Raw genomic sequence first — 25,816 nt, forward strand, 5'->3', positions numbered from 1 at the left:
CCGGAGAGCGCCGGGTCAGCGAGCGGTGGCGGCCTCCCCAGAAGCCAGGTCAGCGGACCGCGGCGGCCTCCACCAGAAGCCAGCTCAGCGGACCGCGGCGGCCTCCACCAGAAGCCAGCTCAGCGAGAGGTGGCGGCCTCCGCCAGGAGCGCTTCCACGACGCGCGGCATCGACCCGGGGTGCAGCCACAGGAAGAGGTTCGGCTCGACCAGCTCCAGTTCCATGACCCGGGGCTGTCCGTCCTCCCCGTCGACGAGGTCCACGCGCGCGTACAGCAGCTCGGCGGCCTCGGGTACGGCGGCCAGGGCGCGCTCGGCGACGGCGAGTTCGGCCGGGGTCGGGGTCCAGGGCTCCAGGCCGGGGTGGGCGACCTTGCGCTCGTCGTAGGGCGTGCCCGGGGTGAGGACCGCGCCCTTGCGGCCGGCGTGCAGGAAGCGGCCGCCGAAGAACTGGAGCGCCCGTTCACCGCTGACGTCGATGCTCTCGACGTAGGGCTGCACCATCGCGGTGAACCCCTCCGCATGCATGCGCGCGAGCTGCCGTACGGCCGTCTCGTGCTCGTCGGGTGTGTAGCGGGCGGCGAAGCGGGCGCCCGCGCCGGAGGTGGGCTTGACGACGTACTCGTGGTCGGCCGGGAGGTCGGCGGTGTCGCCGGGGGCGAGGTAGCGGGTGGGCACGACGGGCACACCGGCGGCGGCGAGGTCGCCGAGGTAACGCTTGTCGGCGTTCCAGCGGACCACGCCGGCCGGGTTCGCGAGCCGGGTGGCCTTGCCGCAGCGCTCGGCCCACGCCAGGAACTCGGCGGCGCGCCAGCTGTAGTCCCAGGTGGAGCGGATGACGGCGAGGTCGTAGCGGCCCCAGTCGGCCGTCTCGTCGTCCCAGTGCACGATGTCGGCCTCGGCGCCGGCCTCCGTCAGTGCCCGCGCCAGCACGGGCAGGTCGCGGTCGACGCTGATCTGGGCGCCGGGGCGGCAGGTGACGAGGGCGATGCGGGGCACGCCGGGCTCCTCCGTGTCGGACGGGTGTGCGGTTCCGCAGGCTAACAAGCCTCTGCGGAACCGGGACAGCCCGCTTGACCTTCACCTTCGGTGAAGCCACAGCATCGGTGCGAGGAATCGAGGGGATCGCGATGCGCGAGAACATGCTGACGATCGGGGCCTTCGCCAAGGCAGCCCGGCTGTCGCCGAAGGCGCTGCGGCTGTACGACGAGCTGGATCTGCTGAAGCCCGGCCGGGTGGACCCGGACACCGGGTACCGGTACTACGCCGTCGCGCAGCTGGAGCGGGCCAGGCTGGTCGCGTGGCTGCGGCGGCTGGGGATGCCGCTGGCCCGGATCCGTCAGGTGTGCGCGCTGCGACCGGCCGACGCCGCCCGTGAGATCCGCGCGTACTGGGCGCGGGTGGAGACGGAGACGGCGGCGCGGCGCGATCTCGCGGAGTTCCTCGTAGAGGAGTTGTCCGCTGCGTCTGTGTCGAGAAAGGACACCACCATGCTGGAACTGCGCTACTGCGCCCACTCGGACCGGGGCCTGGTCCGCCCCGCCAACCAGGACACGGCCTACGCCGGCTCCCGCCTGCTGGCGGTGGCCGACGGCTTCGGCCCGACGGGCCACCCCGCGAGCAGCGCCGCCATCGACGCCCTCCGCATCCTGGACACCCCCGAGGCTCCCACGGGCAACGTCCTGAACCTCCTGGACGACGCGGTACGGGGAGCGACGGACGCCGTGCACGATGCGGTGGCCGGCGATGGAGAGGACGCCGGTACGACACTGACCGCACTGCTGTGGACGGGCTCGCGGCTGGCCCTGGTCCACATCGGCGACTCCCGCGCCTATGTGCTGCGCGGCGGCGGCCTGTTCCGCATCACGGACGACCACACCGTGGTCCAGTCGATGATCGACGAGGGCCGCCTGACACCGGAGGAGGCGGCGACCCACCCCCAGCGCATGCTGCTCCTCAAGGCCCTGACCCCGACCGCCACCCCGGACCTGCGCCTCCAGGACGCCGAACCAGGCGACCGCTACCTCCTGTGCTCCGACGGCCTCTCCCGAGTCATCCCCGACCCCCAGATCCGCCACCTCCTCACCTCCACCCCAACCCCGGACACGGCCGTCCACGCCCTGATAGCAGCAGCGAACGAGGCCGGCGGCCCGGACAACGTCAGCTGCGTGGTGGCAGACGTGGTGGGGCCGTCGGCGGCCTGATCGCACTCCATCCCCCTCCGCATCTGCCTCGGTCGCCTGTTGTGGCTGCCTTTCCAGCCCTTGCGCCTGCTCAGCAACGCAGGTCGAGGGCGTACAGCTCGACGCTGAGCACAAAGGGTTCCGGCACGGGACCGGGGTGAGCGTCCAGCCGACGTCCCTCACCGGCAGGCTCCCCGGATACTCCGCCGCCCAGTAGCTCACTGTCGCCACCGGCACCCCGGCTGGGAGGGGTCCGCGCAGGATGGAACCCGCGGTCAGCCTTCTCCGTCCGGCTCCCAGTCGAGCAGCCGCACCTTCGCCACCGTGCGGACGTGGCGGCGCATGGCGGTGGCCGCGCGGCTCGGCTGCCCGGCGGCGATGGCGTCGAGGATGGCCTGGTGCTGGGCGAGGGAGCGGGTGGGCCGGTGCGGCTGGCGCAGCGACTCGGTGCGGCTCTCGGCGATCTGGCCGGCGATGGAGCGCATGAACTCGGCGAGGATGCTGCTGTGCGCGGCGGCGGTGACGGCGGCGTGGAACAGGCGGTCGCCCTCGACCCCGTGGCCGTCGTCCTCGATCTCCCTCGCCATGTGCGCGAGCGCCGACCGCATCGCCGCGAGGTCCTCCTCCGTGCGGCGCTCGGCGGCCAGTTCGGCGAGTTTCGTCTCCAGCGCCTCGCGGGCCTCCAGGACGTCCGGCAGGCGCCGGCGGCGCTCGACCATCCGCTCCACGGGCTCCACGTCGAGGCTGTCGCGGACGAGATACATGCCGCCCCCGTGCCGCACCTCGACCAGGCCCTGCACCTCCAGGACGACGATCGCCTGCTTCACGGAAGCCCGGCTGACCCCCAGCCGCTGGGCCAGATCACGCTCGGTCGGCAGGCGGTCCCCGGCACCGAGACCGCCTTCGGCGACGTAGGCGCGCAGCCGGTCGAGCACCTGCTCGTAGAGGCGCTGTTTGGTCATGGGGCGCAGGGCGTCGGTCACGATTTCCCCCTTCTCGTCGGGAGCGTAACACCGGGCGGACAGGTGATCGGGCGCATCGAGTGGCCAATTGGCTGAGCCAATTCTTGTGCGAACCCTTGACGTTCCCGGCCCGCCAGCCCACGCTTTCCAGCCATCACCCCAATTGGCTCAGCCACTTTGCCAATCCAAGGGGTGTGGAACCCCGCAACCGCTCCGGGACCCAAAGACGGGAGCCCGCATGTCCCCCGAACTCATCTCGATCCTCGTCCTCGCCGTGGTGTTCGTCATCGCGACGACCCGCTCGATCAACATGGGCGCGCTGGCCTTCGCCGCCGCCTTCGCGGTCGGCACGCTGGTCGCCGACCTCGACGCGGACGGCATCTTCGCCGGCTTCCCCGGCGATCTGTTCGTCGTCCTCGTCGGCGTCACGTACCTCTTCGCCATCGCCCGCTCCAACGGCACCACCGACTGGCTGGTGCACGCCTCCGTCCGGCTCGTGCGCGGTCGGGTGGCGCTCATCCCCTGGGTGATGTTCGCCCTCACCGGCGCGCTCACCGCGATCGGAGCAGTGAGCCCCGCCGCAGTGGCGATCGTCGCGCCGATCGCGCTGAGCTTCGCCGCGCGTTACGGGATCAGCCCGCTGCTGATGGGCGCGATGGTCGTGCACGGCGCGCAGGGCGGCGGCTTCTCGCCGATCAGCATCTACGGCTCGATCGTCAACGGCATCGTCGAGCGGGAGAAGCTGCCCGGCAACGAGGTCACGCTGTTCCTGGCCTCGCTGATCGTCAACCTCGTCATCGCGGCGGTGGTGTTCGTCGCGTGCGGAGGGCTCCGGCTGTGGCGGCAGGGGTCGGTGATAGAGGTCGACGGAAGCGTGGAGGGCCACGGAGGCTTGGAGGGCGCCGGAGGTGCCCTGAAGGGGCGCGGGGAACTGCGCGACCAGCCACAACCGACCGGCACAGGGACCACGACAGATCCCGGCACCCACTCCTCCCCCACCCCCGCCCCCACCCCCTCCCCCTCTTCCTCCCCCACCGCGACCGCCACCCGCGAAGCGACCCCCGCCCCCACCTCCTCCTCCCTCCCCCTCACCCCACCCCGCATAGCGACCCTCCTCTCCCTGGTCGCCCTCGTCATCGCCGTCCTCGTCCTCGACCTGGACGCGGGCCTGACCGCGATCACCCTCGCCGTCGTCCTCAGCGCGATCTGGCCGGACGACAGCCGCAAGGCGGTCGGCGAGATCGCCTGGCCGACGGTGCTGCTGATCTGCGGTGTGCTGACGTACGTCGGCGTACTCGACGAGATGGGCACCATCACCTGGGCCGGCGAGGGCGTCGGCGGCATCGGCGTACCGCTGCTGGCCGCCGTACTGCTCTGCTACATCGGCGCGATCGTCTCGGCGTTCGCCTCGTCCGTCGGCATCATGGGCGCGCTCATCCCGCTCGCCGTGCCGTTCCTGGCGCAGGGCGAGATCGGCGCGGTCGGCATGGTGGCGGCACTCGCGGTGTCAGCGACGGTGGTCGACGTGAGTCCCTTCTCGACGAACGGCGCGCTGGTGCTGGCCGCGGCACCCGATGTCGACCGTGAGCGTTTCTTCCGCCAGTTGATGGTGTACGGAGGGATCGTGGTGGCGGTGGTGCCCGCGGTGGTGTGGCTGTTGATGGTCGTGCCGGGCTGGGGGTAGGCCGGTGGACGACAGCACTCGGTGTCCGTTGAACAGCTAAGGAGTACGACGCGTGTCCTCTCTCTTCCCGGCCCTGACGGCCGGTCCGGCGGGGCGGGTGGCCCTGAGCTTCGGCGACCGGACCCTGACGTACGGCGAGCTCGGCGCCGCCGCCGGTGCCCTCGCGGCACGGATCGGCGGGGCGGGCAGAGTGGCCGTCTGGGCGACCCCGGCGCTGGAGACCGCCGTTGCGGTGGTGGCGGCGCTGGAGGCCGGTGTCGCCGCCGTACCGCTCAACCCGAAGTCCGGGGAGAAGGAGCTCGGGCACATCCTGTCCGACTGCGCGCCGACGGTGGTGCTGGCGGCGGCAGGGGACGAACTGCCCGCAGCTCTGGGCGACTTGGAACGCGTTGATGTGGATGTGCGCGGCGCCGCCCCGCTCCCGGCCGCGCACGCGTCCGCCGAGGACCCCGCCCTGATCGTCTACACCTCCGGCACCACCGGCCCGCCCAAGGGCGCCGTCATCCCCCGCCGGGCCGTCACCCACACCCTGGACGCGCTCGCCGACGCCTGGCAGTGGACCGGCGAGGACGTACTGGTCCACGGCCTGCCCCTGTTCCATGTGCACGGCCTGGTCCTCGGCGTCCTCGGCCCGCTGCGGCGCGGCGGATCGGTGCGCCACCTGGGCCGGTTCGGCACGGAGGGCGTGGCGCGGGAGCTGAACGAGGGCGCGACCATGATGTTCGGCGTGCCGACGATGTACCACCGCGTCGCCCAGGCCCTGCCCGAGGACCCGGGCCTGGCGCAGGCGCTGGGCAAGGCCCGTCTGCTCGTGTCGGGTTCGGCGGCGCTCCCCGTCCACGACCACGAGCGGATCACGGCGGCGACCGGGCAGCGGGTCGTCGAGCGGTACGGCATGACGGAGACGCTGATGAACACCAGCGTCCGCGCGGACGGCGAGGCCAGGGCCGGCACCGTCGGCGTGCCGCTGCCGGGCGTGGAGCTGCGGCTGGTGGAGGAGGACGGGACGCCGATCACGTCGCAGGACGGCGAGACGGTGGGCGAGATCCAGGTGCGCGGCCCGAACCTGTTCACCGAGTACCTCAACCGCCCCGACGCGACGGCCGCCGCGTTCACCGCCGACGGCTGGTTCCGCACCGGCGACATGGCGGTGCGGGAGGCCGACGGCTACGTCCGTATCGTCGGCCGCAAGGCCACCGACCTGATCAAGAGCGGGGGTTACAAGATCGGGGCGGGCGAGATCGAGAACGCGCTCCTGGAACACCCGGGGGTGCGGGAGGCGGCGGTGACCGGGGAGCCGGACCCGGACCTGGGCGAGCGGATCGTGGCGTGGATCGTCCCGTCCGACCCCCAGTCGCCGCCGTCGATCGAGGAGTTGGCGGACCATGTGGCCGCCCGCCTCGCCCCGCACAAGCGCCCCCGCAGGGTCCACCACCTGGACGAGCTGCCCCGCAACGACATGGGGAAGATCATGAAGCGGGCGCTGACTTCATGACGGAACGGCTCGCGGCCCGGCAGGTCGTCGCCCTGCTGACCGACAACTCCTCCTTCACCGAACTCCCGTACCCGGAAAGGCAGTCGGCACCGGACGGCCCCCTCGCCTGGGACGGCTACGACGCCTCGCGCGCCCGTGCCGTCGAACGCACCGGGGAGCACGAGTCGGTGGTCTGCGGCACCGGCACGATCGAGGGGACGCGGACGGTCCTGATCGCCTTCGAGTTCGGCTTCCTGGGCGGTTCGCTGGGCGAACGCACCGGCGACCGGCTGGAGGCGGCGTACGCCCATGCCCGCGCCCACCGCCTGCCCGTCGTCCCGCTGGTGGCGACAGGCGGCAGCCGGATGCAGGAGGGCATGCTCGCCCTCACCCAACTCCAGCGCGTGGCACGCCAGTCGGCGCTCACCCGGGAGGCCGGCCTGCCGCAGATCGCGGTGCTCCGGGACCCGACGACCGGCGGCGGCTGGGCCACCCTCGGCGCGGGCGCCGACGTGAGCCTGGCCCTGCCCGGCGCCCAGATCGGGTTCGCCGGCTCCCGGGTCCGCCCACCGGACGCGGACCCGTCGGCGTACACGGCGGAGGCGCAGGTGGCGGCGGGGGCGGTGGACGGAGTGGTGCGCCCCGGGGAGCTACGGGGCCGACTGGCCCGCTGGCTGCGCCTGCTGACGACCCCCTCCACCGCCCCCGCCCCACCACCGGCCCCCCTCGGCACCACGACCCTGCCGTCCACCGGCTGGGCCGCGGTCCAGCGCGCCCGCTCCCCCCGTCGCCCCCGCGCCGACGCCTACTTGGACGCCTACTTCACCCACCGCGTCACCATCAGCGGCGACCGCTGCGGCGGCACCGACCCCGACGGCATGCTCTGCGGCTTCGGCGAGCACGACGGCCGTACGATCGCCTACGCCGCCCAGACCGGCACGGCCACCCGCCCCGCCGGCTACCGCACCGCCACCCGCCTGATCCGCCTCGCGGACCGGCTCGGCATCCCGGTACTGACCCTGGTGGACACACCGGGCGCCGCCAACGACGCGGAGGCGGAGCGGCAGGGGGTGGGCGCGGCCATCGCGGACCTGTTCGGCACGGTGGCCTCCGCCCGCACCCCGATCACCACCCTCCTGATCGGCGAGGGCGGCTCGGGCGGCGCCCTGGCCCTGGCCGCGCCGGGCAACACGTGGGCGACCCCGGACAGCTACTTCTCGGTGATCGGGCCGGAGATGGCTGCGGCGATCCTGAAGCGCGGGGAAGGGGAGGTGGAGGCGACGGCGGATCAACTGCGGATCAGACCGCACGACTTGGTGGAGCTGGGAGTGATCCGGGGCGTCGTCGAAGGGTAGGGAGCGGAGGACGAGGGGAGGGGACGGTCGGCGGCGAAGGCCGTCGGGAAGGGACAGGTTCCGAAAGCGGGGGCGGCTGCGACGGCCGTCCGGAACAATGGGTGTGCTCGACGGACGACGGGTGACGGGGGCGTCATGACAGGTCTGCGGGGTGCGGAGTGGCATGCCCGGATCGAGTGCGGGGGCAGGGTGTCGGGGGCGGGGTTCCTGGTGGCCCGCGACAAGGTGCTGACCTGCGCGCACGTGATCGAGGACGGTGACGTCGCACCGGTGACGGTGACCTTCCCGCAGCGTCCCGACGAGGCTCCCGTGGCCGCGCGGGTCGTGGCGCACGGCGGCTGGGACGGCCGGATGTCCGAACTGGGCGACATGGCCGTGCTGGAGCTGGACCGTGAGCCGGAGATCGTCCCGGCTCCGCTCGCCCCCGCCGACGTCGCGCACGACGACCGCAGGCTCATGGCCTACGGCTTCCCCGCCGGGTACGACGAGGACGGCACGATCGCCGAGTGCCGCACCGTGACCGAGCTGCTGCTCAGCGGCGAGTGGATCCAACTGGAGACCTGGAGCGGGCACGGCCAGCCGCTGGCCGTCGGCTTCAGCGGTGCCGCGGTCACCCTGGTCGAGACCGGCCAGGTCATCGGCATGGTCACGGCGGCGGCCGGCGCCCACGGCGTGCGCACCGGACGCATGATGCCCACGCGTGTGCTCGCCCGCTACTGGCCGGGACTCAGCGCCCTCGTGCCGCAGCCGCGCGGCATGCGGAAGCGCGACCCGGAGCATCGCTTCGTCCCCGACTCCGAACCCGTCACCCCGGTCCCGGGCCATCCCGACGGCCCCCGGCTGCGTGCGCTCGTCGAGCGAGCCGCGCGTGCCGGTCTCGACTGCGACCCCATGCGGCTCTACTCGGCCGCGGCGGGCTCGTACGACCCCTTGCCGCCCCGGGAAGGCTTCGGCTCGTTGTGGTCGGCCGCGTGGTTCGTGCTGTGCGAGGTGGACGACCCGGACACCGTGACACGGTTCGCCGACCGTCTCGACGCCCTGCTCACCGCGCCGCCCCGGGCCGAGACCGGCGCCATCCTCGTCGAGCTGGGGCACAGCGGCGCCGGTGCGGACCTGGTGCGGGTGGAGGTGTCGGCGTACAGCGCGGGGCGCCGGCATCCGGTGCCGGCGCAGACGGTTCCGAAGTCCCTGCTGCGGACCTGCGTCCAGGACCGTATCGAGGACGCCTTCTGTCATCTGACGCCGGGCGCGGACGAGTTGATCGCCTTCGCGCTGCCCCGCGACTGGCTGGACTGGCCCGTCGACCGCTGGGAGAAGGGGCCCGACGACGACACACCGCTCGGCTGCGTCCACCCGGTGGTGGTGACCGACCACGCCCGGCGCAGAACCAGCACGCGGCATGTCCTGACCAGTGCCTGGAAGCAACTGGACTCCCGTACCGGCGCCCGTGTGCACCGCGTCGCGTGCGGGGGTGTCGAGGACCCGCGGAAGCTGCGGCTGGCGCTCGTGCAGTCCGAGGAGTGCCTGGCCGGCTTCGGGGCGACGTCCGATGCCGCCCGCACCCGCCCGCACTTCGAGACGTCGCTGACCGCGCCGGCCCCGGTGATCGTGTGGTCCCGGCGGGGCTGCGACCCGGACCGGGCGGACTGCACGGGCGCCTCCGACTGCCCCGGCACGGCGTTCCTGGACGCCCTCGACACCCTCGTCTCCCAGGTGCCGCCCGCCCAGCTCCCGCGCCAGGTGCTGAATCTGCGGCAGCTGGCCGACGCGGAGGAGGAGCACTGGGCGCGCGACATCCAGCTCCTGTGGGACGACCCCCGCCGTTTCACCGACCCGCACGCCACGGCCGTACACCGACGGTCGCCCGTCGCCTGACCCGTCCGCCGCCCCTGGGAGCACCATGCCGCACTGGTCCGTCTACACCGGCACCAACGAGCCGCACGACGCCGTCGCCGAGCTGCCCGCGCCGCCGCCGTGGCGGGCGTTCGACGGCGGCCCCGCGCTGTCGCCGCCGGGCGAAACCGACGACGAGGCGGCGGTCTCCCCGGACCGGGTGCACCGGGCGAGGACGTACGTGCCGACCCCGGAGAGCGTCCAGTTGGTCAACGCGGCGCTGTGTCTGCGCCGCCCGCTGCTGGTCACCGGGCCGCCCGGCACCGGCAAGTCGTCACTGGCCTACGCGGTGGCCCGCGAGCTGCGCCTCGGCCCGGTGCTGCGCTGGAACATCACCAGTCGCAGCACCCTCGCCGACGGCCTCTACCAGTACGACCCGCTCTCCCGCCTGTACGCGGCCCGGAGGGACGACGGCCACACCCACGCCCCCGACGGCGTCGAGGACCATCTGCGTCTCGGCCCCCTGGGCACGGCCCTGCTCCCCTACGACCGTCCGCGCGCCCTCCTCGTCGACGAGATCGACAAGAGCGATCTCGATCTGCCGAACGACCTGCTGAACGTCATGGAGGAGGGCCAGTACGAGATCCCGGAACTGGTCCGCGCGGCCCGCCACTCCCGCGACGGCACGGCGCAGGTCCTGGCCGACGGCACGGACACCCCGGTGCCGGTCGCCCGCGGCCGGGTCCGCTGCCGCGCCTTCCCCTTCGTCGTCCTGACCAGCAACGGTGAACGTGAGTTCCCGCCCGCCTTCCTGCGCCGCTGCGTGCGGCTGCGGCTGCGCCGCCCCGACCGCACCCAGCTCACCGACATCGTCCGCGCCCATCTCGGCGAACCCGATGCGCGGGCTCAGGGGCTGATCGCCGAGTTCCTGACCCGCGCCGGCACCGGCGAACTGGCCACGGACCAGCTCCTCAACGCCATCTACCTCACCGGGGTCGCCGGCCTGGAGGCCGACTCCCGCGAGAAACTGGCCGAGCGGCTGATGCCGTTTCTGAGCACGGCGGCCGACGGCGATGGCTTCTGAGGGGCGAGGACAGGAGCAAAGGTGGTCGGCTCCGGGGCCGGCCGCTTCATCGTCGGTACGTTCCGCGGAGGGTGCGGGGTCCGGCGTCGCCCGGCTGGCCGCCGTCCTGGCCGCCGCCACGGGTTCCGACCCTTCTACGGACGGCGGGCCCACATCCCGGGAACTGGCCGAACTCCTCTGGTTCGCCCAGCAGTTGGGCGGACCCGGAGAAGGGGGCCACGGCCCGGCGGCAGCCACCCGCCCCATCGCCGACTCGACCGTCACCCCGGACGCGCCCACCGCGGTACCGGCAGACCCCGCCCCGTCGAACACCGCGGCGCCCGGAACCCCCGCCCCGCCCTCCGGCGGACGCGTCCCTCTCCACCTCCCGGAGCCCTCGCACCCCGGCGCGGCGCACTCGCACGGCACCACCGCGCTGTTCGCCCCCGCGCCCCCGATGCTCGCCCACCCCCTCGCGCTCCAGCGCGCCCTGCGCCCCCTCAAGCGCAAGGTCCCCTCCCCTCGCGCCCGGCTCCTCGACGAGGACGCCACGGCCGACCGGATCGCCCGGCTCGGCGGACGTCCCGACGTGTGGTTCCCGGTGCTGCGCCCGGCACCGGACCGCTGGCTGCGCCTGAACCTGGTGTACGACACGGGCCCGACGATGCCCGTGTGGCGGCCCCTGGTGCGTGAACTGCACACCACGCTCGCCCAGTCGGGCGTCTTCCGCACGGTCACCGTGCACCGGGCCACCCCTGACGGCCGCGCCCACCACGTCCCCCTGCTCGCCGACGGCCGCACGGCCACCCTGATCGTCAGCGACTGCATGGGCCCGCAGTGGCGCCCCGGTCCGGCGGGCGACCGCTGGTACCGCACCCTGCGCCGCTGGGCGACACGCATGCCCCTGGCCGTCGTACAGCCACTGCCCGAACACCTCTGGCACACCACGGCCCTGCCCGCCGCCCCCGGCCTGCTCACCGCGCCGACCGCGGCGGCACCGTCGGCCGCGCTGACCTTCGTGCCGTACGAGAATGCGGCCCGGGAGTCGATCCACGGCGCCCTCCCGCTTCCCGTGCTGGAGCCAGCGCCCGCCTGGCTCGCCAACTGGGCCGCCCTGCTCGCCGCGCCGGGCGGCGGCCATACGCCCGGTGCCCTGGCCTGGCTGCCTCCGACGCCGGAACCGCCCGCCGAACAGGCCCCGGCCGTCACCGCGTTGCCGGCGCCGGACCTGGTCCTGCACTTCCGGGCCACCGCTTCCCCGGAGGCCTTCCGTATCGCCGGCCATCTCGCACTGGCCAATCCCTCCCTGCCGGTGATGCGTCTCGTCCAACGCGCCCTGGACCGCAGCCCTCGCCCGCAGCACCTGGCCGAGATCATCCTCAGCGGCCTGCTGACAGCGGTCCCGGGGCCGCCGGGGTCGTACGAGTTCCGGCCGGGGGTGCGGGAGTTGCTGCTGCGGTCCCTGCCACGGACGGCTCGCACACGGACGCGGGAGTTCCTGGCCCGGGTGGGCGAGTCGATCGACGAGCAGGCGGCCGTCACGCCGGGTGAGTTCCGTGTCGAGACACAGGGCGAGGAGGGGACGGAGTTCGCGACGGTCCGCGCCGAGACGGTGGAGCGACTGGGCGGCGAGACCGAGGAGGGTCTGGTCGGCGGGCGGTACCGGCTGCTGGGCCGGCGGGGGCCGAGTCAGCGCATGTGGGCGGCTGTCGACATGCAGACCGACCGGCCCGTCGTCGTACACCGCTACTGGCCGCAAGCCGCCCCGCAGGAGCGGTTCCTGCGGGAGGCGCGGGCACTGGCGGAGCTGCGGCACCCGAATGTCGTACGCGTGCTGGACTACGGCGTGGAGGCCGAACGGCCGTATCTGGTGGCCGAGTTCGTGGACGGGATCACACTGGCCGAGCTGCTGCTCGGCAGTGGGCCGGGGGTCTCCTTCCGGGTGTACGCGCAGTTGGTGTCCGATGTCGTACCCGCGCTGGAGGCCCTGCACGAGCGCGGTCTGGTGCGTGGGCAGGAGGGCTGGGACGGACTGCTGCTGCGCCCGGACGGGGCAGTGGTGATCAGCAGGTTCGCGCTGGGAGAGGACTCACAGGGCCACGACGAGAGGTCGGACTTCCTCCTGTTCAGGTCGATGCTCAGAGCCCTGGCCTCGGACAGCCCGGTCAGTCTGAGGTTCCAGCGGTTGCAGGCGGAACTGGCGCAGGGCACGGATCCGGTCGACGCCGTACGGCGGCTGCCGCGCTCGGCCGCCTTCGACTGGTCGCTCGGCGGGGTGGAGGCCGACCGCCTGCGCATCACCCTGCTCGGCCCCCTGAACATCAGGCGGGCCGGCCGCTTCCTCACCGCGTCCCCGGACGCTCAGGCCCTGCTGTGCATGCTCCTGCTCAAGCAGGGTCGCCGCGTCACCCGCACCCAGCTGGCCGAGGGCCTCTGGGAGCGGCCTCCGTCGGGCGCGGAGGCCACGCGCCGCCTGCACGAGGTGGCGACGGAAGTACGGCACTGCCTCGGCGCCGGCACGCTCGCCGAGCTCACCGACGGGTACGCGCTGCACCTGCCGGGCGACTACCTCGACATCCACCACTGCGAGGAACTCGTCGCCCGGCGCACCGACGACCTGCCCCCGGACGCCCAACGCTCCCTCGTCCAGGACGCCCTGAGCCTCTTCTACGGCGATCCCCTGGACGGCATCCCCGGCCCCGCCGCGAAGGCGACCCGTGCCCGGCTGCGCACCCTGCGCCTCACACTCTGTGCCGCCCGGGCCGAACTCGACCTGGAATGCGGTGACTTCGCACAGGCCGCGACCGATCTGGCCGGCCTCGTGCAGGATCACCCGGACCGCGAGGACCTTCGCCGGCTGCACATCCTGGCGCTGAAGGGGATGGGCCGGATCACGGAGGCGATGGAGGCGTACGAGTCCTATGCCGAGGTCCGCCAGCGCCAACACGGCGATCCGATCGACCCCGCCCTGCACGAGCTGTACGTCGAGCTGCACGCGGCGCCCGGACGCGAGCGGCCGACGATCGTCTTCGAGGCGGCCGGACTGGACGAACGGCCCGACACCCGGGACGCCCTGGGCCGCGCGGTGACCCAGCTGCTGTCCCGCGGGGATCTGGCCTCGCACCAGTACGAGGTACTGGCCCGCGACAACGGCTACGTCGTGCTGACCGAGCCGGACGCCTATGTCCTGCCCGTACTGGTCGCGCTGCTGCGCAATCTGCCGGAGGCCCTGGCGGAGGTCGAGGAGCCGCCGCGGTTCCGCGTGACGTTCTGGCACGCGCCCTGGTTCGCCGAGTCGACCCGGCCCGTCGTACCGGAGGAGGTGCAGGCCGTTCTCGACGCCGCCGACGCGGACGTGCTGGTCGTCGTCTCCCCCACCCTGTACGAGGAGTTCGCGGACAGCTCCGCCACCCTCGGCCCGGCCCGCTTCGAACCGCTGCGCACGGGCCACGGACCCGGTGCGCCCCTGGCCTGGTACAGCACCCTGAATCTGCCCGGCCGCGGCCAGACCGACGAGAGCCCCCAGGACCTGGTGCGGGGCCCCTTCACCACTCCCGACGCCGGCAGGCTCGGCACCCCGGACCCGGGCCGCACGGCCGTGGTGATCGCCCCGAGCGACGGCCCGATGATCGTCCTGCACCCGGCCCACCCCCTCTCCAGGAATCCGCCGCGGCTCACGACGTACTACGAGGTCGACCTCACGGTGCACCGCACCGGCACCGTCCTCTCCCTCCCCGGCTCAGGCGGCGGGACCTTCGTCGCCACGGCCGAGCTGTCCTGGCACGTCCAGGACCCGGTCGCCTTCCTGCGCAGCGGGGCCACGGGCGTCGTCGGCGTCCTTCTCAGGCACGTCGCCACCGAGGCGAGCCGTATCACCCGCCGCTACCCCTTGCGCCGGGCCGGGGCCGCCCAGCAGGCCGTACGCGCCCGGCTGCAGAACTGGCCGGTGCCCGGGCTGTCGGTGACGTGCGCGGTCCAGCTGGCGGGTGAAACGCCGCCGGGGCAGGCCACCCCCGCGCCCCCGCAGCCGTCCGACACGGCCCCCACGGCCACCCCCGCCGATCTCCTCCGCGCTGCCGAGATCGTTCTGCTCGGCTTCGAGGGGCCGCTGACCAGTCCGTTCTCCGCGAAGGCAGCCCGCAGCGCCGCCCTCGACCTGCTCTCCCTGGTCGTCGACCACCGTGACCCCGAGGACGCGCTGGCGGGCCGACCCCTCACAGGTGCCGGCGGTGCCCCCATCCCGCTCCAGGAGGAACTCGTACACCCCCTGGAGGTACTGCGCGCCTTCGCGGACAACGGCACCCTCGCCACGCTCCTGAGCGACCGCCTCGACGAACTGGAGCTGCGGGCCGTGACCGGGGCCCGCGCGACCCCGGGCGTCGGTGATCTCGTCCGTACTCTGCACGCCTGCGGACGCCGCCTGGCCGTCGTCACCGACTTCTGCGAGCGGGTCGTCCACCGCTACCTGGAACCCCGGGAACTTCCCGTGTCGGCGGTCTTCGGCCGCGGTCTGCCGCTGATGCCGGATCCGGAGCGCCTGCGCCTCGCCCAGAGCCGCTTCGGCCGCACCGCCGCGTTCCTGCTGATCACCTCCACGGCCGCCGAGGTCACGGCCGCCCGGCGCCGTGGCATCCCCGTCATCGGCTACGCCGGCTCCCCCGCGGTCGAACGACGCCTGCGCAAGGCCGGCTGCGACCTGATCGTCGACAGCCTCGCGCCCTTACTCGACGCCGCCCACTCGCTCTGACCGCGACACGCCGCCTGACATCCCATCAGATCCAGAACCCCCCATTCAGCGGCACCCCACCCGGCCCCCTCCAGAAGGCGCCCCCTCCTGGTCCGCCCTCACGATCGATGTCAAGGAGGCTCGCCGCACGGCGGCCCGCACCCACGACCCGTCACCCAAAGCGAGGCCCGCCACCCACCCGGCGGACCCATGGTCTGCGTTTTCCGGGAGGACCCCCATGACCGCCACTCTGGAGCAGCTGCGTCGCTGCCACTTCGCCGTCGATCTGGGGGCGGCCAGGACCCGTGTCTATGTCAAGGGCTCGGGGCTCGTCGTCGACCAGCCGTCCGTCGCCGCCGTCAACACCCGCACCGGCGCCCTGATCGCAGTCGGCGAGTTCGCGGAGCGGATGACCGGCCGGACCCCGGACTACATCCGCGTCATGCGGCCCGTCTCCGGCGGCACCGTCGTCGACATCGAGATGGCGCAGCGCATGCTGCGGCACCTGCTCGGCGACAAGATGCGCCGCGCCCTGCGCCGCAAGCCGTTCCTGCGCGCGGCGGCCTGCACGCCGCACGACGCCGACCCGCTCGCCCAGCGCGCGGCGATCGAGACCCTGGTCGGTCTCGGCGCGCGGCGCGTGGAACTCGTCGACACCCTCATCGCCGCCGCCGTGGGCTGCGGGCTGCCCGTGGAGCAGCCCGAGGCCAGCATGATCATGGTGTGCGGGGCCGCCGCGACCGAGGTCGCCGTGCTCTCCCTCGGCAACATCGTCACCGCCGAGCGGATCCGGGTCGGCGGCGAGGCCGTGGACCACGCGATCGTGCAGCACCTGCGGCACGAGCACGAGCTGATGCTGCCCAGCCAGAACGTACGGCCGCTCCAGCTCGCCCTGTCCGGCAACGGGCTCACCCCGCACGGCCCCGCCTCCACCGAGATCCACGGCCGCGACGTCTGCACCGGCCTCGCCCGCTCCGTGCAGGTCGACACCGCCGCCGTGCGGGACGCCATCCAGACGCCGCTCACCGCCGTCCTCGACAGCATCGGGAAGGTGCTGCGCGACTGCCCGCCCGACCTGGTGGCCGACCTCGCCGACCGCGGCATCATGATGGTCGGCGGCAGCGCCCTGCTCCCCGGCTTCGACCAGATGCTCCGCCAGGCCACCCGCATGCCGGTGCACATCGCCGAGCGACCCGACATCTGCGCGGTCCAGGGCCTGGGCACCATGCTGGAGGGCAAGATCGAGCCGATGGAACTGAACCCGATCTCCTCCTGAACCCCGGCCGGCCTCAGCGCGCCGGCTGCGCCAGGTGCTCCGCGAGGCCGGGCGCCAGCTCCTCCGCCTTCGCCAGGTCCTTGCGGTCCGCCGCCGCGCGGGCCGCGTTCAGGTCCGTCGTCACCGTGGCCGCCACCGCACCGCCCGTGTCGTTCTTCAGCCGCTCCCAGACGAGTTCGAGGCTGGTGACGTCGCCGGCGACGGCGCCCTCGTCCCCGGCGGACGCGTCGATCCCCAACTGCCGTGCCCACAGGGCGAAGCGGTCCAGGTCGACCGTACGTACCGGCTCGTACCGCAGCCGCAGGTCGGACGTGTTCTGGGCGACCCGCAGGGCCGCGGCGAGCGTCTCCTGTCCGTCCTTCGCGGTCACGGCCTCGTCGAGCGAGTCGAGGTCGCGGGTCATCTGGGTCGCGAGCAGTTTCGGTACGGCGTCGGAGTCGCGGTACGCCGTCCACGCTTCGCGTACCGCGCCCAGGTCCGCGGCGGTCACCTCGCCGTCCTGCACGGCCCTCGCGGCACGGTCGAGGGTCCTCAACTCCGTGGGCAGCGGGCCCTGTCGCGTGTCCGTCGGTGCGGCCAGTGACACCGCCTCCAGGTCGCCGCCGCTGTTGCCGGTGGAGAACTCGCCGTACCCGGGGGCGAAGGTCTTGTCCTCCGTCGAGCCGTCCAGGTGCAGTTCGTGCACGGTGATCGCGCCCTTCACCGGCCCGTACGGTCCGTCGACGGTCCGGCCGATCTGCTTCACCGTGACCTCCTCGAAGACCACGCCGGGCAGGTTCTCCGTCCGGTAGACGTCACCCCGCTCCGGATGCGCCGGCATGATCATCGCCGCGGGCGCGTTGTCGCGGCCCGCCTGCCAGGTGCCCTCGGTGTCCGCGACGACGCCGTCCTCGTAGTTGAAGACGTCCTCGCCGAGGTACCAGACGGAACCGTCGTCGGCCTGGGCGTACCGGTCGAGGGCGACCTCGTGCACCCGGCCGCCCGCGAAGGCGACGTACTGCGAGGTCAGGGCCTGGACCTTGTCGCCGCCGAGGTCGATGGTCCTGGTGCCGGGCAGCGTGCTGACCTCGGTGCGGAACGGCTCCCCGTCGGTCTGGCCTCCCATGACGACCTGGTCCGTCTCGGCGGTCGGGTGCAGGGGGTTGGTGATCCGCGTCGGGTCGGTGAACTTCGGCTGGGCCAGGTCGACACGGTCGCTCTCGGGGGCGAGCGGCAGGCAGTCCTTGCCGGTCTCGCCGGTCTGCTCGTCGACGACGTGCACGCAGTCGCCGGCGCGCGCGTTCCCCGCACCGCCCGAGCAGGCGCCGACCGTCAGCACGACGGCTCCCAGAACCGCCTCCGGCCACGGCAACTTGCGGCGACTGTTCATGACGGCCTCCTCGATACCGGTCGCAAGTCCAGACGCTTCGAGAGTGCCTCGCAAGCCCTGAACGGACCCTGAACGTCCCTGAACGCCGTGTCAGAAAGGGCTTGAGCAGGAGGTGGTCCGCTGCGGGTGCGTGGGGGCTGGTCGCGCAGTTCCCCGCGCCCCTGAAGGGGCGTCCGCTGCACGTGCTTGTCTTTTAGGGGCGCGGGGAACTGCGCGACCAGCCACGACCCACCTGCACCCGCCCCGCAACCACCACCCCCTGGGCGAACCGCACTCAACCCGCCGGCAAGGTCACCACGAACCGCGCCCCGCCCAACCCCTCACTCACCCCCACCTCCACCCGCCCCCCATGCGCCACCGCCACCTCCGCGACGATCGACAGCCCCAACCCCGCCCCACCCAGCCCCAGCCCCGGACCCACCCCCACTCCCCGCGCCCGGGACTCGTCCAGCCGTACGAAGCGCTCGAAGACCCGCCTCCGTTCGCCGGCCGGCACACCCGCCCCGTCGTCCTCGACCACCAGCCGCACCCACCCGTCCCCCACGTCGGACAGCCCGAACGCCACCCGCGCCCGGGCATGCAGCGCCGCGTTCTCGCCGAGGTTGCGCACCAGTCGCCGTAGCGCCTCCTCGTCCCCGTTCACCCGCCCCGCACTCACCGCCGTGCTGTCGACCCGCACACCCGGCGAGGCCGACCGCAGCCGGGCCGCCTCCGCCAGGACCAGGTCGTCGAGGTCGACCGGCCGCAGGCCGCCCCGCAGCAGCGCACTCTCGTCAGCGCGGGCGAGCAGCAGCAGGTCGTCGACCAGGCGCTGCATGCGCAGGGCCTCGTCGAGCACCGTCGCGGCCAGGGCCCCCGTGTCGGCGCGCTCGGGGTGGGCGAGGGCGACTTCGGCGTGCTGGCGGACGGTGGCCACGGGTGAGCGCAGTTCGTGGGAGGCGTCGGAGACGAAGCGGCGCTGCGCGGCCTCGGCACGGGTCACCCGGCGCAGGGCGCGGCCGACGCCGGCCCAGGTCGCCGCGGCGGCGAGGACGAGCAGGACGGGCAGGCCGATGAGCAGCAGCCAGGTGACGGTGTCCGTGGCCTCGGCGACCCGGGAGGAGTCCCGCCCGTCGAGGACGACGAGTTCCCGGTCCCCGTCCCGGGCGCCGACCGCGACGACCAGGAAGGGGTCGTCGAGGAGCGGGGCGTCCACGGTGGCGCTCTCACCGGGTTCCAGCCGGGCCGCCGCGGGCCGCCCGGCGACGTTCTCGCTGGCCGCGACGACGGTGCCGTCCGCCGCGAGGACCTGGAGGAACTCCTCGTCGGGCGCGGACACGGTCAGCGCGGGCACCCCGCGCCCCGCCTCGATGACCTGGGCGACCTCCGAGGCGCGCTCCCGGGCGGCGTCCCGTACGTCGCCGCTGAGCTCGGTGCGCAGCCCGACGACGAGCCCGACACCGGCGGCGATCAGGGCGAGGGCCACGGCGAGCACGGCGACGGCCGTGGCACGGACCCGTACCGCCCGCAGCCGGCGCTCGTCCCGCTCGCTCGTCATGGGGCGCCAGAGCTCCCGTCACCCGTCGTCGGGCACGAGCCGGTACCCGTGCCCCCGCGACGTCAGCAGCGACTGCCGTCCGAAGGGCCGGTCGACCTTGTTCCGCAGCCGCCGTACGTACACCTCGACGATGTTGGGGTCGCCCTCGAAGTCGTCGCCCCACACATGGTCGAGGATGGTCCGCTTGGACAGTGCCTCCCCGGTCCGCCGCAGCAGGAACTCCAGGACCGCGAACTCCCGTGCGGTGACGTCGATGTCATGGCCGCCCCGGCTGACGGTCCGGGCCGCCGGGTCGAGCCGCAGATCGCCGGCGGCGAGCACGGCGGGCCGCTGCCGTGCCTCCCGGCGCAGCAGCGCGCGCAGCCTGGCCAGGAGCACGGCATAGGAGACGGGCTTGGTCAGATAGTCGTCGGCGCCGGTGTCGAGGCCCTCGATCTCGTCCCACTCGCCCTCCTTGGCGGTGAGCATGAGGATGGGCGTCCAGTCGCGTTCAGCGCGCAGGGTCCGGCACAGGCGGTAGCCGTTGAGCTTCGGGAGCATCACGTCAAGGACGATCGCGTCGTAGCCGCGCTCGCGGGCCAGCCACAGGCCGTCCACCCCGTCGAGGGCCACGTCGACGGCGAAGCCCTCGGCCTCCAGGCCGTCCCTGAGCCCTGCCGCGAACCGCTCCTCGTCCTCGACGACCAGCACCCGCATGCCCTCACGCTACGTCGGTGAGGGCGTCCGGGCCCGGTGTCAGTACGGCAGGATCCGTCCCGACGGCGTGCGCCGGTCGATCTCGCCCCTGGTGTCGCGGGGAGCGGCGGGCCGGCGGGTGACACGAACACGAACATGGGTCTGGCGGTTCATGGCGCCCTCCTCGTATCTCGGGTCCGTTGCGACCAGCCTTCTCTCCGCAACCTTTCGGCACATCGTGCCCACGGAGGCACTTGTCATGCGTCCGTGGCATGAGCGGATGGGGGCGGAGCTACTTCCGGGGGAGGACGGCGCCCCTGGCTCACCTCGGGGTACCACCGCGTGCGCCGCCCGTGGAGGCACGCCGCCGGGTGTGCAGCGGCCCGGCGGCGGTCCTGGCGCCGCGCGGGATCTGCTGCTCGAACGCGGCCAGCGCGATCGGGCTGTCCGGCGGTACGACGGCCATCATGTGGCGCCGCTGCGCCTCCGCGACGGCGTCCCCGGCGGCACTGCCGTGCCGGGCGTGCACGATGCGCAGTTCCCCTTCGCCGGAGCCGCGGCGGCCGACGGGGGTGACGCCGGCGTTGGTGCCGTCGGGGAGGGTCACCCACAGTTGGAAGTCGTCGTACCGGAAGTAGTCCGCGGCCTTGATCGGCCAGGGGTAGTGGTGCTCGCCGGCCGCCTTGGGCAGGACGCCGGAGTGGTCGGGGGTGGTGAGCGGCACGCACGAGTTGAACAGGGAGTCGGTCCACGCCTCGACGCCGTCGGCGTCCTCGATCTGGGTGTCGAGCAGCTTGCGGGCGCGTTTGTAGCCCAGTTCGTCCAGGGCGGGCAGGGTCAGCGGGAAAGCGGCGATCAGCTCGGCGGCTTCGCGGCGGAGCCGGTCGACCTTCTCGGGGTCGGCGCAGAACTGCGCGCTCCACTCGATGCCGACCCGGGCCCGGTACATCCGCCAGCCGCCTCCGCCCTGCTCGGTCTTCACCCAGAGGCTGCCGCCGTGGTGCATCTCCCAGGGGCCCGGGCCGTACGGCAGCTCCGCGTCCGCGGCCGCCAGCTCGGCGAGGATCAGCTTCGCGGTCGCCTTCGCGGCGCGGAACTGCGAGGACTGGGTGCGCTCCGGGTGCTTGACGACCCGTATCTCCCAAGGGTGGTTCTCCTTGCGGTTCTTGCCGAGCTGGAACCTGCTCCGGGTCACCGGCCGTGCCAGGAGATCAGTCATGTCCGGCCTCCTTTCGGCTCTCCTTCCATCGTCCGCCGGTACCACCCGCCCGTCGACCGCGCTGGACCCGGCCCGCCGACAGGCGCACGCTCGTCAGTGGGGCCCCCGACACCTCTCCCCCACCGCCCCGGTACGGAAGTGATCTCGATGGAAGACAAGCAATGGACCGTGCGGATCCACATCACCGAGGACGGCGACGACACCCGCGCCGAGGCCGTGCTGACCACGCAGGACACGCCTGAGGACCTGATGGCCGTGACCGGCCGGGGTGTGGCCCACCGCAACCCCGTCGACCGGCCGATCCCCGAGATCGGCGACGAACTCGCCGCCAGCCGCGCCCTGGAGGACCTGGCGATCCGGCTGCACGACGTCGCGTCCGACGACATCGTGAACATGGCCGGACCGGCCGACCGGGACGGCAGCGGGGCGTGGGAGCGGCCCTGAAGGGTTCGGGAGCCGCCTAGACGTCCAGCCAGCTGTAGCGCCGCTCGGGCCGTCCCGCCTGCCCGTACCGCAGGGACACCTCGGCCCGGCCCGTGACGCTGAAGTGCTCCAGATAGCGCCGGGCGCTGACCCGGGACACCCCGGAGCGGGCCGCGCACTCGGCGGCGGAGAGGCTGCCGTCGGCCGCCCGTAGCTCGCGTTCGATCAGTTCGGCGGTCTCCACGCTCATGCCCTTGGGCAGGGCGGCCGGCGCGGCGGTGGGCGCGGCGCCCCGGGCCAGTGCCCGGTCGACGTCGGACTGGCCGCTGACCACGGCCGCGTAGAGGTTGCTGCGCCGGGCCGCGTACTGCTCCAGGCGGGTGCGCAGGTCCTCCGCGTCGAAGGGCTTCAGCAGATAGTCGACGACACCCTGGCGTACGGCGCCGCGGACCGCCTCGGACTCGCGTGCCGCGCTGATCACCATGACGTCGCAGTCGTGCCCGGCGGTGCGCAGCCGGGGGATGATCTCCAGGCCGAACATGTCGGGCAGGTAGAGGTCGAGCAGCACCAGGTCCGGTTGCAGCTCGCCGACCGCGGCGATCGCCTGCTCGCCGCAGTTCGCGGTGCCGATCACCCGGAACCCGTCGACGTCGTTGACGAATCCACGGTGGATCCGCGCCACCATGAAGTCGTCCTCCACGATCAGGACGTCGATCATCGGACTGCCTCCGTCGCTCGGTCGGCCGGTCGGCCGACGGACATGCGGGCGGTGAACATGGCGCCCTCCTCGGTGTTGGCCACCGACACCTCGCCGCCCCGGCGCTTGCACACCAGTCGGGTCAGCGCCAGGCCGATGCCGCGGTCGCCGCCCTGCGCGGCCTTGGTGGTGAACCCGTGCAGGAACACCTCCTGCGCGAGCTCGGGCGCCACCCCGGGCCCCGAGTCCCGTACGACGATCTCCACGCTGGAGGCGTCCTGGCGCAGCTCCACCTCCACCCATGCCTCGGGGTCGCCCTCCCCCTGCCGGGCGCCGCCGGCGGCGGCGTCGACGGCATTGTCCACGAGGTTGCCGAGCACGGTCGCCACGTCCGCGGAGTCGGTCGGCTCCAGCCGGTCCAGGGAGGTGCGCTCGGAGATCTTCAGCCGCACCTTGCGTTCCGCGGCCAGCGCCGACTTCGCCATGAGCAGCGCGGCGACGGCCCGGTCACCGACCCGGCTGGTGATGCTCACGTCGAGCGACTCGCGGTGCTTGCGCAGGGCGCGGACGTAGCGGACGACCTCGTCGTGCTCGTTGATCTGGATGAGCCCGGAGATGGTGTGCAGCTGGTTGGAGAACTCGTGGGCCTGGGCGCGCAGCAGTTCGGCGGAGCTGCGGAAGGAGCCCAACTCCCTTTCCAGCTGGGCGAGTTCGGTGCGGTCGCGCAGGGTCGTCACCGAGCCGAGGAGGCGGCCGTCCTTGGTGACGTCCATGCGGTTCATCACCAGGACGCGGCCCCGGCGGATGACGACCTCGTCCCGTCGCGCGGGATCGCCGGATTCGCCCTCGCGCGGGGTCCCGGCCAGGACGTCGTAGAGCCGCCCCTCGATTCCGAGGTCGGCCAGGCTCATCCCGACACAGTTCTCGGGCAGGTCCAGCAGGCCGCGGCCGACGGCGTTGACGAGCGTGAGGCGCTGCTGCGGGTCGAGGGCGACCACGCCCTCGGCGATCCCGAACAGCATCGCCTCCCGGTGCTCGGCGAGCCCGGCGATCTCGCGCGGCTCCATGCCGAAGGTCTGGCGTTTGATGCGCCGGGCCAGCAGCCAGGAGCCGGCCAGGCCGAGGACGCTGGCGACGCCGAGGTAGACCAGCAGATAGGAGGAGGCGCCGACGAGCCGCTGCCACACCGACGGGGAGGTCCGCCCGATCATCACGGTGCCGAGGTGGTCCCCGGCGTTCTTCGTCTCCGCCCCGAGCACCGGCGCCTGCGCGACGAGCTGGGTGACGCCGCCCACCGGCAGCTCCCCGGACCAGCCGACGGCCTCGGTGACCTGGGGTCCGTCGCCCGGCATCCGCGTTCCGACGAGGGTCGGGTCGGTGGCCGCTACGATCTCGCCGTCGGTGTCGGCGACGAGGGCGGAGGTGACACCGGACCTGGTGAGCGTGGACTGGAGCAGCGGGGCGAGCATCTCGGCCGGCGCGGGCCGCACGAGCTGCGTGCGCACCAGGGGGTTGCCCGCCGTCTCCTCGGCGAGGGCGGTCACCCGGCGCCCCTCGACCCGGTCGAACGTGGCCTTGGACTGCGCCAGCGAGACCGCCGCGACGGCGGCGAGCACGATCACGACAATGGCGAGCTGCCATACCAGCAGCTCACCTGCGAGCGTCTGACGCCTGTGTGGCCGGGACGTTATGACCACTATGAACTCAACCTTCAATGGTCACACAACCGAGACGGGGTGTCTCAGGAACCGCACAATCATGGCGCCGGAACGGGCCGAGCGAAAGAGATGAGCCATGAGAAGTCGACGAGCCGCACTTGTCGGAGCTCTTGCCGCCGTGTCGATGGTCGCGGTGAGCGCCTGCGGCGCCACCGCCGACAAGGACGAGTCCGGAGGTGGAAGCGGGTCCGGCAAGCCCGTGACCGGCCTTCGGCTGATGGTCCCCAACACCCCGGGCAGCGGTTACGACCTCACCGCCCGCACCGTCACCCAGGTCATGCAGGACACCGAGGTCGCCTCCGGCGTGCAGGTCTTCAACCTGCCCGGCGCCAGCGGCACCGTGGGCCTGCAGCGCCTGGTGAACGAGAAGGGCAACGGCAAGATGGCCATGCAGATGGGCCTCGGTGTCGTGGGAGCCTCGTACACCTCGAAGTCGAAGGCGACGCTGACCGACACCACGCCGCTCGCCAAGCTGATCGAGGAGGCCGGCGCGATCGTGGTGCCGAAGGACTCCCCGTACAAGACGATGGACGACCTCGTCACCGCCTGGAAGAAGAACCCCAAGAAGTTCGCGGTGGGCGGCGGCTCGACGGCGGGCGGCCCCGACCATCTGCTGCCGATGCAGCTGGCGAAGGCCGTCGGCATCAAGCCGAAGGACGTCAACTTCGTCTCCTACGACGGCGGCGGCGAGCTGCTGCCGGCCATCCTCGGCAACAAGCTGGCCTTCGGCGCCAGCGGGTACAGCGAGTTCCTCGACCAGATCGAGGCCGGCCAGGTCCGCGTCCTCGCGGTCACCAGCGAGAAGCCGATCGAGGCGCTGAAGGACGCCCCCACGCTGAAGGACTCCGGCATCGACCTGGTCTTCACCAACTGGCGCGGCATCGTGGCCCCTCCGGGCATCACCGAGGAGCAGAAGAAGACCTGGGTCGACGCCCTGACCACGATGCACGACTCCAAGGAGTGGCAGGCGCAGCTGGAGAAGAACGGCTGGGTCGACGCCTTCGCGACCGGTGACGAGTTCGGCACCTTCCTGACCGAGCAGGACAAGGCGGTCGCCGACCTGCTGGCCGAGCTCGGGCTGGCATGAGCTCCCAGGTGAAGGACGAACGGACCGTGGAGGACTCCCCTCCGCCCCGGGAGGGCGGGGACCGCACGCAGTACGGCATGTGCGCGTTCCTCGCCCTGCTGGGCACCGCCGTGGTCGTGGACGCCCTCGGCATCCCGCACATCACCAGCGGGACCGACCCGGTCGGCCCGCGCGCGGTCCCGCTGATCCTGGGCACGCTGCTGGTGGTGCTCGCGGTGCTGTACGCCGTCGATGTGGCCCGGGGCGGCCACGGCGAGCCGGAGGCCGGCGAGGACGTCGACCTGTCGGGCGGCGCCGACTGGCGCACGGTGGCGCTGCTGGTCGCGGTGTTCGTGGCGAACGCGCTGCTCATCGAGCGGCTCGGCTGGGTGATCAGCGGCGGCCTGCTGTTCTGGGGCACGGCGTTCGCGCTCGGCAACCGGCACTACATACGCAATCTGCTGATCGCCGCGACGCTCTCCCTGACGACCTTCTACGCCTTCGCGATCGGCCTCGGCGTGAACCTCCCCGCCGGCGTGCTGCAAGGAATCCTGTGA

General features: G+C 73.0%; 19 protein-coding genes. 11 read left to right on the forward strand and 8 right to left on the reverse strand.

Annotated elements, in window-relative coordinates; genetic code table 11:
• Positions 1 to 119 precede the first annotated feature (119 nt).
• Complete coding sequence (locus tag PGH47_RS13455) at positions 120 to 998, reverse strand: ATP-grasp domain-containing protein (RefSeq protein WP_271663625.1); 879 nt, start codon at positions 996 to 998, stop codon at positions 120 to 122.
• A 131-nt stretch (positions 999 to 1,129) separates the two neighbouring features.
• On the opposite strand from PGH47_RS13455, the gene PGH47_RS13460 reads away from it, so the two are divergent.
• Entirely contained in the window at positions 1,130 to 2,203 is a 1,074-nt protein-coding gene (locus PGH47_RS13460; protein ID WP_271663626.1) for a MerR family transcriptional regulator, read from the forward strand.
• Between the two features lie 254 nt (positions 2,204 to 2,457).
• Here the strand turns inward: PGH47_RS13460 and PGH47_RS13465 are convergent, their stop codons facing one another.
• On the reverse strand, positions 2,458 to 3,165 hold the full coding sequence (locus PGH47_RS13465; RefSeq protein WP_271663627.1) for a FadR/GntR family transcriptional regulator: 708 nt from the start codon (positions 3,163 to 3,165) through the stop codon (positions 2,458 to 2,460).
• 217 nt (positions 3,166 to 3,382) lie between these two features.
• On the opposite strand from PGH47_RS13465, the gene PGH47_RS13470 reads away from it, so the two are divergent.
• From PGH47_RS13470 to PGH47_RS13500, 7 genes are all read left to right on the forward strand, one after another.
• The gene (locus PGH47_RS13470) at positions 3,383 to 4,828 is read left to right on the forward strand and encodes an SLC13 family permease (RefSeq protein WP_271663628.1); all 1,446 of its coding nucleotides are present in this window, start codon (positions 3,383 to 3,385) and stop codon (positions 4,826 to 4,828) included.
• A 52-nt stretch (positions 4,829 to 4,880) separates the two neighbouring features.
• Positions 4,881 to 6,323, forward strand: a complete 1,443-nt coding sequence (locus PGH47_RS13475) for an acyl-CoA synthetase (protein WP_271663629.1) — start codon at positions 4,881 to 4,883, stop codon at positions 6,321 to 6,323.
• Positions 6,320 to 7,657 carry a carboxyl transferase domain-containing protein gene (locus PGH47_RS13480; RefSeq protein WP_271663630.1) on the forward strand — a complete coding sequence of 446 codons (1,338 nt, stop codon included), beginning with the start codon at positions 6,320 to 6,322 and terminating at the stop codon, positions 7,655 to 7,657. The genes PGH47_RS13475 and PGH47_RS13480 overlap by 4 nt, the downstream gene beginning before the upstream one ends.
• A gap of 135 nt (positions 7,658 to 7,792) precedes the next feature.
• On the forward strand, positions 7,793 to 9,532 hold the full coding sequence (locus PGH47_RS13485; RefSeq protein ID WP_271663631.1) for a VMAP-C domain-containing protein: 1,740 nt from the start codon (positions 7,793 to 7,795) through the stop codon (positions 9,530 to 9,532).
• 25 nt (positions 9,533 to 9,557) lie between these two features.
• Complete coding sequence (locus PGH47_RS13490; protein ID WP_271663632.1) at positions 9,558 to 10,574, forward strand: AAA family ATPase; 1,017 nt, start codon at positions 9,558 to 9,560, stop codon at positions 10,572 to 10,574.
• A complete protein-coding gene (locus PGH47_RS13495; RefSeq protein WP_271663633.1) occupies positions 10,564 to 15,300 on the forward strand; it encodes an SAV_2336 N-terminal domain-related protein in 4,737 nt (1,578 codons plus the stop codon). The genes PGH47_RS13490 and PGH47_RS13495 overlap by 11 nt, the downstream gene beginning before the upstream one ends.
• A 217-nt stretch (positions 15,301 to 15,517) precedes the next feature.
• Positions 15,518 to 16,555, forward strand: coding sequence for a rod shape-determining protein (locus PGH47_RS13500; protein ID WP_271663634.1), 1,038 nt, complete (start codon positions 15,518 to 15,520; stop codon positions 16,553 to 16,555).
• Positions 16,556 to 16,568: 13 nt separating this feature from the next.
• On the opposite strand, the gene PGH47_RS13505 is transcribed toward PGH47_RS13500, so the two are convergent.
• From PGH47_RS13505 to PGH47_RS13520, 4 genes are all read right to left on the reverse strand, one after another.
• The gene (locus PGH47_RS13505; protein WP_271663635.1) at positions 16,569 to 17,924 is read right to left on the reverse strand and encodes a hypothetical protein; all 1,356 of its coding nucleotides are present in this window, start codon (positions 17,922 to 17,924) and stop codon (positions 16,569 to 16,571) included.
• Positions 17,925 to 18,198: 274 nt separating this feature from the next.
• On the reverse strand, positions 18,199 to 19,461 hold the full coding sequence (locus PGH47_RS13510) for a sensor histidine kinase (RefSeq protein ID WP_271663636.1): 1,263 nt from the start codon (positions 19,459 to 19,461) through the stop codon (positions 18,199 to 18,201).
• Positions 19,462 to 19,479: 18 nt separating this feature from the next.
• Positions 19,480 to 20,157 carry a response regulator transcription factor gene (locus tag PGH47_RS13515; protein ID WP_271663637.1) on the reverse strand — a complete coding sequence of 226 codons (678 nt, stop codon included), beginning with the start codon at positions 20,155 to 20,157 and terminating at the stop codon, positions 19,480 to 19,482.
• Between the two features lie 301 nt (positions 20,158 to 20,458).
• Positions 20,459 to 21,355, reverse strand: coding sequence for a DUF6424 family protein (locus PGH47_RS13520; protein ID WP_271663638.1), 897 nt, complete (start codon positions 21,353 to 21,355; stop codon positions 20,459 to 20,461).
• A gap of 147 nt (positions 21,356 to 21,502) precedes the next feature.
• Here PGH47_RS13520 and PGH47_RS13525 point away from each other — a divergent pair, with 147 nt between their 5' ends.
• Positions 21,503 to 21,799 carry a DUF1876 domain-containing protein gene (locus PGH47_RS13525; protein WP_271663639.1) on the forward strand — a complete coding sequence of 99 codons (297 nt, stop codon included), beginning with the start codon at positions 21,503 to 21,505 and terminating at the stop codon, positions 21,797 to 21,799.
• A 16-nt stretch (positions 21,800 to 21,815) separates the two neighbouring features.
• Here the strand turns inward: PGH47_RS13525 and PGH47_RS13530 are convergent, their stop codons facing one another.
• Together PGH47_RS13530 and PGH47_RS13535 are read right to left on the reverse strand one after the other, a co-directional pair.
• The gene (locus PGH47_RS13530) at positions 21,816 to 22,496 is read right to left on the reverse strand and encodes a response regulator (protein WP_271663640.1); all 681 of its coding nucleotides are present in this window, start codon (positions 22,494 to 22,496) and stop codon (positions 21,816 to 21,818) included.
• Positions 22,493 to 24,172, reverse strand: coding sequence for a sensor histidine kinase (locus tag PGH47_RS13535; protein ID WP_271663641.1), 1,680 nt, complete (start codon positions 24,170 to 24,172; stop codon positions 22,493 to 22,495). The genes PGH47_RS13530 and PGH47_RS13535 overlap by 4 nt, the downstream gene beginning before the upstream one ends.
• A gap of 97 nt (positions 24,173 to 24,269) precedes the next feature.
• On the opposite strand from PGH47_RS13535, the gene PGH47_RS13540 reads away from it, so the two are divergent.
• Positions 24,270 to 25,280: a Bug family tripartite tricarboxylate transporter substrate binding protein gene (locus PGH47_RS13540; protein WP_271663642.1), complete on the forward strand. Its 1,011-nt coding sequence runs from the start codon at positions 24,270 to 24,272 to the stop codon at positions 25,278 to 25,280.
• A complete protein-coding gene (locus PGH47_RS13545; RefSeq protein ID WP_271663643.1) occupies positions 25,277 to 25,816 on the forward strand; it encodes a tripartite tricarboxylate transporter TctB family protein in 540 nt (179 codons plus the stop codon). The genes PGH47_RS13540 and PGH47_RS13545 overlap by 4 nt, the downstream gene beginning before the upstream one ends.

The organism is Streptomyces sp. HUAS 31 (assembly GCF_028198125.1).
GTDB classification, from domain to species: domain Bacteria; phylum Actinomycetota; class Actinomycetes; order Streptomycetales; family Streptomycetaceae; genus Streptomyces; species Streptomyces chartreusis.